Source organism: Mesorhizobium sanjuanii, assembly GCF_002529485.1.
Taxonomy (GTDB): domain Bacteria; phylum Pseudomonadota; class Alphaproteobacteria; order Rhizobiales; family Rhizobiaceae; genus Mesorhizobium; species Mesorhizobium sanjuanii.
This window is the reverse complement of sequence record NZ_NWQG01000258.1, coordinates 1-5,251: the sequence shown is the minus strand read 5'-3', so window position 1 is coordinate 5,251 and position 5,251 is coordinate 1. Positions and strand designations below refer to the sequence as shown.

11 protein-coding genes are annotated in these 5,251 nt (G+C 62.9%); all 11 read left to right on the top strand.

Annotated features, from left to right (window positions below; all coding sequences use genetic code 11):
• Positions 1-77: 77 nt before the first annotated feature.
• Complete coding sequence (gene rpsJ / locus CN311_RS29835) at positions 78-386, top strand: 30S ribosomal protein S10 (protein ID WP_006205468.1); 309 nt, start codon at positions 78-80, stop codon at positions 384-386.
• Positions 387-445: 59 nt separating this feature from the next.
• Complete coding sequence (rplC, locus tag CN311_RS29830) at positions 446-1,195, top strand: 50S ribosomal protein L3 (protein ID WP_097577176.1); 750 nt, start codon at positions 446-448, stop codon at positions 1,193-1,195.
• Complete coding sequence (gene rplD, locus CN311_RS29825) at positions 1,195-1,815, top strand: 50S ribosomal protein L4 (RefSeq protein ID WP_008875667.1); 621 nt, start codon at positions 1,195-1,197, stop codon at positions 1,813-1,815. Before rplC ends, rplD begins: the two co-directional genes overlap by 1 nt.
• Positions 1,812-2,105, top strand: a complete 294-nt coding sequence (locus CN311_RS29820; protein ID WP_006205465.1) for a 50S ribosomal protein L23 — start codon at positions 1,812-1,814, stop codon at positions 2,103-2,105. Before rplD ends, CN311_RS29820 begins: the two co-directional genes overlap by 4 nt.
• A 22-nt stretch (positions 2,106-2,127) precedes the next feature.
• Complete coding sequence (gene rplB, locus CN311_RS29815) at positions 2,128-2,961, top strand: 50S ribosomal protein L2 (RefSeq protein WP_008875668.1); 834 nt, start codon at positions 2,128-2,130, stop codon at positions 2,959-2,961.
• Positions 2,962-2,977: 16 nt separating this feature from the next.
• Positions 2,978-3,256 (top strand): 30S ribosomal protein S19, encoded by a 279-nt coding sequence (gene rpsS / locus CN311_RS29810; RefSeq protein WP_006205463.1) that lies wholly within the window; start codon positions 2,978-2,980, stop codon positions 3,254-3,256.
• 2 nt (positions 3,257-3,258) lie between these two features.
• Entirely contained in the window at positions 3,259-3,648 is a 390-nt protein-coding gene (rplV, locus tag CN311_RS29805; protein ID WP_006205462.1) for a 50S ribosomal protein L22, read from the top strand.
• A complete protein-coding gene (gene rpsC / locus CN311_RS29800) occupies positions 3,648-4,370 on the top strand; it encodes a 30S ribosomal protein S3 (RefSeq protein ID WP_097577175.1) in 723 nt (240 codons plus the stop codon). Before rplV ends, rpsC begins: the two co-directional genes overlap by 1 nt.
• A gap of 27 nt (positions 4,371-4,397) precedes the next feature.
• Complete coding sequence (gene rplP / locus CN311_RS29795) at positions 4,398-4,811, top strand: 50S ribosomal protein L16 (RefSeq protein ID WP_006205460.1); 414 nt, start codon at positions 4,398-4,400, stop codon at positions 4,809-4,811.
• A 13-nt stretch (positions 4,812-4,824) separates the two neighbouring features.
• Complete coding sequence (rpmC, locus tag CN311_RS29790) at positions 4,825-5,025, top strand: 50S ribosomal protein L29 (RefSeq protein WP_006205459.1); 201 nt, start codon at positions 4,825-4,827, stop codon at positions 5,023-5,025.
• An 11-nt stretch (positions 5,026-5,036) separates the two neighbouring features.
• Positions 5,037-5,251, top strand: a 215-nt coding sequence (gene rpsQ / locus CN311_RS29785; protein WP_097577174.1) for a 30S ribosomal protein S17, incomplete at its 3' end; no start/stop codon positions are given.

The window sequence follows — 5,251 nt, the reverse complement described above, 5'->3', positions numbered from 1 at the left end:
TCAAAGAGTAATTGGACTTAAACCGATCTGTCGCGGGCGCGGGATGCCCGCGCCGCGCCAGAACAAGGAAGTGACGAATGAACGGTCAGAATATCCGCATCCGCCTCAAGGCGTTTGATCACCGGGTGCTTGACGCCTCGACGCGGGAAATCGTGTCGACGGCCAAGCGCACCGGCGCCAACGTCCGCGGCCCCATTCCGCTGCCGACGCGGATCGAAAAATTCACGGTCAACCGGTCGCCCCACGTCGACAAGAAGAGCCGTGAGCAGTTCGAGATGCGCACGCACAAGCGTCTGCTCGACATCGTCGATCCGACCCCGCAGACGGTCGATGCTTTGATGAAGCTCGATCTGGCCGCCGGCGTCGACGTCGAGATCAAGCTCTAAGGGATTGAGAGCGCGGTAAGGGCGGTGCCCCGGCCCGGAACTCTAAAGGAATTGAACCGATGCGTTCAGGTGTGATTGCAAAGAAGGTGGGAATGACCCGCATCTACAACGATGCCGGGGAGCATGTTCCCGTCACCGTTCTCCAGATGGAGAACTGCCAGGTCGTGGCGCAGCGCACGCAGGAGAAGAATGGCTACACGGCCGTTCAGCTCGGCGTTGGCCTTGCCAAGGTGAAGAACACGTCGAAGGCGATGCGCGGCCATTTCGCGACCGCTTCCGTCGAGCCGAAGGCCAAGGTTGCCGAGTTCCGAGTCTCCGCCGACAACATGATCGATGTTGGCGCCGAGATCACCGTAGAGCATTTCGTCGCCGGCCAGAAGGTCGACGTGACGGGCACGACGATCGGCAAGGGTTTCCAGGGCGTCATCAAGCGTCACCACATGGGTGGTGGCCGTGCGACGCACGGTAACTCGGTCTCGCACCGTACGCACGGTTCGACCGGTCAGCGCCAGGACCCGGGCAAGGTGTTCAAGGGCAAGCATATGGCTGGCCATATGGGCGATACCCGCGTCACCACGCAGAATGTCGAGATCGTTTCGACCGACGCCGACCGCGGCCTGATCCTGATCCGCGGCGCGGTTCCCGGTTCGAAGGGCGCCTGGATCCTGGTCCGCGACGCCGCCAAGGTGGCACTTCCGGCCAATGCGCCGAAGCCTGCCGCGATCCGCGCCGTTGCGACCAATGATGGCGCCAAGAACGATGCCCCGGCCGCAGTCAACGATGCCCCGGCCACAGAGGGAGCGGAATAATGGACCTCAAGATCACAACGCTGGGCGGCAAGGACGCCGGCAAGGTGAAACTCTCCGAGGAGATTTTCGGCCTTGATCCGCGCGAGGACATCCTGCAGCGCGTCGTGCGCTGGCAGTTGGCCAAGAAGCAGCAGGGCACGCACAAGGCCAAGGGCCGCGCCGAGATCGCGCGCACCGGCGCCAAGATGTACAAGCAGAAGGGTACGGGCCGCGCCCGTCACCATTCGGCACGCGCTCCGCAGTTCCGCGGCGGCGGCAAGGCGCACGGCCCGGTCGTTCGCAGCCACGAGCACGATCTGCCGAAGAAGGTGCGCGCGCTCGGCCTGAAGCATGCTCTTTCGGCCAAGGCCAAGAGCGCGTCGATCATCATCATCGACGAGCTGAAGCTGACCGAGGCCAAGACGAAGGCGCTGATCGCGAATTTCGCGACGCTGGGCCTGTCCAATGCCCTGGTGATCGGCGGCGCCGAGCTTGACAAGAACTTCAAGCTGGCGGCGACCAACATCCCCAACATCGACGTGCTGCCCATCCAGGGCATCAACGTCTACGACATTCTGCGCCGCGGCACGCTGGTCCTTTCGAAGGCCGCCGTCGAGGCTCTCGAGGAGCGCTTTAAATGACCGACCTTCGTCACTACGACGTGATCGTCTCGCCGGCGATCACCGAAAAGTCGACCATGGCTTCCGAGCAGAACCAGGTCGTCTTCAACGTCGCCAAGAAGGCGTCGAAGCCGGAAATCAAGGCCGCCGTCGAAGCGCTGTTCGGCGTCAAGGTGATGGCCGTGAACACGCTTGTCCGCAAGGGCAAGATCAAGCGCTTCCGCGGCACGATCGGCCGCCAGAGCGACGTCAAGAAGGCGGTTGTGACGCTGGCCGATGGCCAGTCGATCGACGTCGCGACGGGTCTCTGAGCAAGGCCGCGAGGACAGGACAATGGCACTTAAAAAATTCAACCCGGTAACGCCGAGCACCCGCCAGTTGGTCATCGTCGACCGCTCGGGCCTCTACAAGGGCAAGCCCGTCAAGGGCCTGACCGAAGGCCTGACCAAGTCGGGCGGCCGCAACAATTACGGCCGCATCACGGCCCGCTTCATTGGCGGCGGTCACAAGCGTACGTACCGCATCATCGACTTCAAGCGCCGCAAGTTTGACGTCGTCGGCACGGTCGAGCGCATCGAGTACGATCCGAACCGCAGCGCCTTCATCGCGCTGATCAAGTATGACGATGGCGAGCTGTCCTACATCATCGCCCCGCAGCGCCTTGCCGCCGGCGACAAGATCGTGGCTGGCGAAGCGGTCGACGTGAAGCCGGGCAATGCGATGCCATTGGCCTCGATGCCGGTCGGCACGATCGTCCACAACATCGAGCTGAAGCCGGGCAAGGGCGCCCAGGTTGCCCGTTCGGCGGGCGGCTACGCCCAGCTCGTCGGCCGCGACCAGGGCATGGCGATCCTGCGTCTCAACTCCGGCGAGCAGCGTGTCGTGCACGGTTCCTGCATGGCCACCGTTGGCGCCGTATCGAACCCCGACCACGGCAACATCAATGACGGCAAGGCAGGCCGCACGGTGTGGCGCGGCAAGCGCCCGCACAATCGCGGCGTGACCATGAACCCGGTCGACCATCCGCATGGCGGCGGCGAAGGCCGCACCTCGGGTGGCCGCCATCCGGTTTCGCCCTGGGGCAAGCCGACCAAGGGCAAGAAGACGCGGTCCAACAAGGCGACCGACAAGTTCATCCTGCGCTCGCGCCATCAGCGCAAGAGCTAAGAAGAGGTAACGCCAAGTGACTCGTTCTATTTGGAAAGGCCCCTTCATCGACGGCTACCTTCTCAAGAAGGTGGACAAGGTTCGTGAAGGTGGTCGCAATGAGGTGATCAAGATGTGGAGCCGTCGCTCCACCATCCTGCCGCAGTTCGTCGGCTTCACCTTCGGTGTCTACAACGGCCAGAAGCATGTTCCCGTTTCGGTGAATGAGGACATGGTCGGCCACAAGTTCGGTGAATTCGCTCCGACCCGGACCTATTACGGTCACGGCGCGGATAAGAAGGCGAAGAGGAAATAATCATGGGCAAGGCCAAAGCTCCGCGCAGGCTTGCTGACAACGAAGCGCGCGCCGTGTTGCGCACGATCCGTATCAGCCCGCAGAAGCTGAACTTGGTTGCCGCGCTGATCCGCGGCAAGAAGGTCGCGACAGCGCTTTCCGACCTCGAATTCTCGGCCAAGCGGATTTCCGGCACGGTCAAGAAGACGCTGGAATCGGCGATCGCCAACGCGGAAAACAACCACGACCTCGATGTCGATGCGCTGATCGTGGCGGAAGCCTATGTCGGCAAGTCGATCGTCATGAAGCGGTTCCATGCCCGTGGCCGCGGTCGCGCCAGCCGCATCGAGAAGCCGTTCTCGCACCTCACGATCGTCGTTCGTGAAGTCGAAGAAAAAGGGGAGGCCGCATAATGGGCCAGAAAGTCAATCCGATCGGTCTGCGCCTCGGCATCAACCGCACCTGGGATTCGCGCTGGTTCGCGAACACCGGCGAGTACGGCAAGCTGCTGCACGAGGACATCAAGATCCGCAAATATCTTGAGAAGGAACTCAAGCAGGCTGCGATCTCGAAGGTCGTGATCGAGCGTCCGCACAAGAAGTGCCGCGTCACCATCCATGCGGCGCGCCCGGGCCTGATCATCGGCAAGAAGGGCGCTGACATCGAGAAGCTTCGCAAGAAGCTGATGGAGATGACGAAGTCCGAGACGCACCTCAACATCGTCGAAGTGCGCAAGCCCGAGATCGACGCGACCCTGGTCGCCCAGTCGATCGCCCAGCAGCTCGAGCGCCGCATCGCGTTCCGCCGCGCCATGAAGCGCGCCGTGCAGTCGGCGATGCGCCTCGGCGCCGAAGGCATCCGCATCAACTGCGCCGGCCGTCTCGGCGGCGCCGAGATCGCGCGCATGGAATGGTACCGCGAGGGCCGCGTGCCGCTGCATACGCTGCGCGCCGACGTCGACTACGGCACGGCGGAAGCGAACACGGCGTACGGCATCTGCGGCGTCAAGGTCTGGGTGTTCAAGGGCGAGATCCTCGAGCACGACCCGATGGCTTCGGAACGCCGGGCGACCGAGGGCGATGCGCATGGCGGTGGTGGTGAGCGCGAACGCGGTCGCCGTCGCGAAAACGCGTAAGACATTTAGGAATTTGGAGTTAGAACGATGCTGCAGCCAAAGCGCACAAAGTTCCGCAAGCAGTTCAAGGGCCGCATCCACGGTACCGCCAAGGGCGGCACCAACCTGGATTTCGGTGGTTTCGGGCTGAAGGCGCTTGAGCCGAACCGCGTCACCGCGCGCGAGATCGAGGCGGCCCGCCGCGCGATCACCCGCGAGATGAAGCGCGCCGGCCGCGTGTGGATCCGTATTTTTCCGGACGTGCCGGTGACGTCGAAGCCGACCGAAGTGCGCATGGGCAAGGGCAAGGGCGCGGTCGATTACTGGGCGGCCCGCGTCAAGCCAGGCCGCATCATGTTCGAGATCGACGGCGTCAACGAGGAAACCGCCCGTGAGGCGCTGCGTCTCGGCGCGGCCAAGCTCTCGGTCAGGACGCGCTTCGTACAGCGCATCGCAGAATAAGGACGGGCTGATCATGAAAGCCGAAGACATCCGGACCAAGACCCAGGACCAGCTGACCGACGATTTGGCCAGCCTGAAGAAGGAGCAGTTCAACCTGCGCTTCCAGAAGGCCACCGGCCAGCTCGAGAAGACCGCGCGCGTGAGGCAGGTCCGCAAGGACATTGCGCGCATCAAGACCATCGCCGCGGAAAAATCCGCGGCCAAGAAGGCTTAAGGACGAAAACCATGCCAAAGCGCATTCTGCAGGGCACCGTCGTCAGCGACAAGAACGAGAAGACGGTTGTCGTCAAGGTCGAACGGCGCTTCACGCATCCCGTGATGAAGAAGACCGTGCGCATGACCAAGAAGTACAAGGCGCACGACGAGAATAACGCCCACAAGGTCGGCGATCAGGTGTTCATCCAGGAATCGAAGCCGATTTCCAAGGTCAAGCGCTGGAT

What these genes read in the sequence shown, in the direction of transcription:
- rpsJ (WP_006205468.1), top strand. Translation starts at nt 78, where the DNA reads ATGAACGGTCAGAATATCCGCATCCGCCTCAAGGCGTTTGATCACCGG.
- rplC (WP_097577176.1), top strand. Translation starts at nt 446, where the DNA reads ATGCGTTCAGGTGTGATTGCAAAGAAGGTGGGAATGACCCGCATCTAC.
- rplD (WP_008875667.1), top strand. Translation starts at nt 1,195, where the DNA reads ATGGACCTCAAGATCACAACGCTGGGCGGCAAGGACGCCGGCAAGGTG.
- CN311_RS29820 (WP_006205465.1), top strand. Translation starts at nt 1,812, where the DNA reads ATGACCGACCTTCGTCACTACGACGTGATCGTCTCGCCGGCGATCACC.
- rplB (WP_008875668.1), top strand. Translation starts at nt 2,128, where the DNA reads ATGGCACTTAAAAAATTCAACCCGGTAACGCCGAGCACCCGCCAGTTG.
- rplV (WP_006205462.1), top strand. Translation starts at nt 3,259, where the DNA reads ATGGGCAAGGCCAAAGCTCCGCGCAGGCTTGCTGACAACGAAGCGCGC.
- rpsC (WP_097577175.1), top strand. Translation starts at nt 3,648, where the DNA reads ATGGGCCAGAAAGTCAATCCGATCGGTCTGCGCCTCGGCATCAACCGC.
- rplP (WP_006205460.1), top strand. Translation starts at nt 4,398, where the DNA reads ATGCTGCAGCCAAAGCGCACAAAGTTCCGCAAGCAGTTCAAGGGCCGC.
- rpmC (WP_006205459.1), top strand. Translation starts at nt 4,825, where the DNA reads ATGAAAGCCGAAGACATCCGGACCAAGACCCAGGACCAGCTGACCGAC.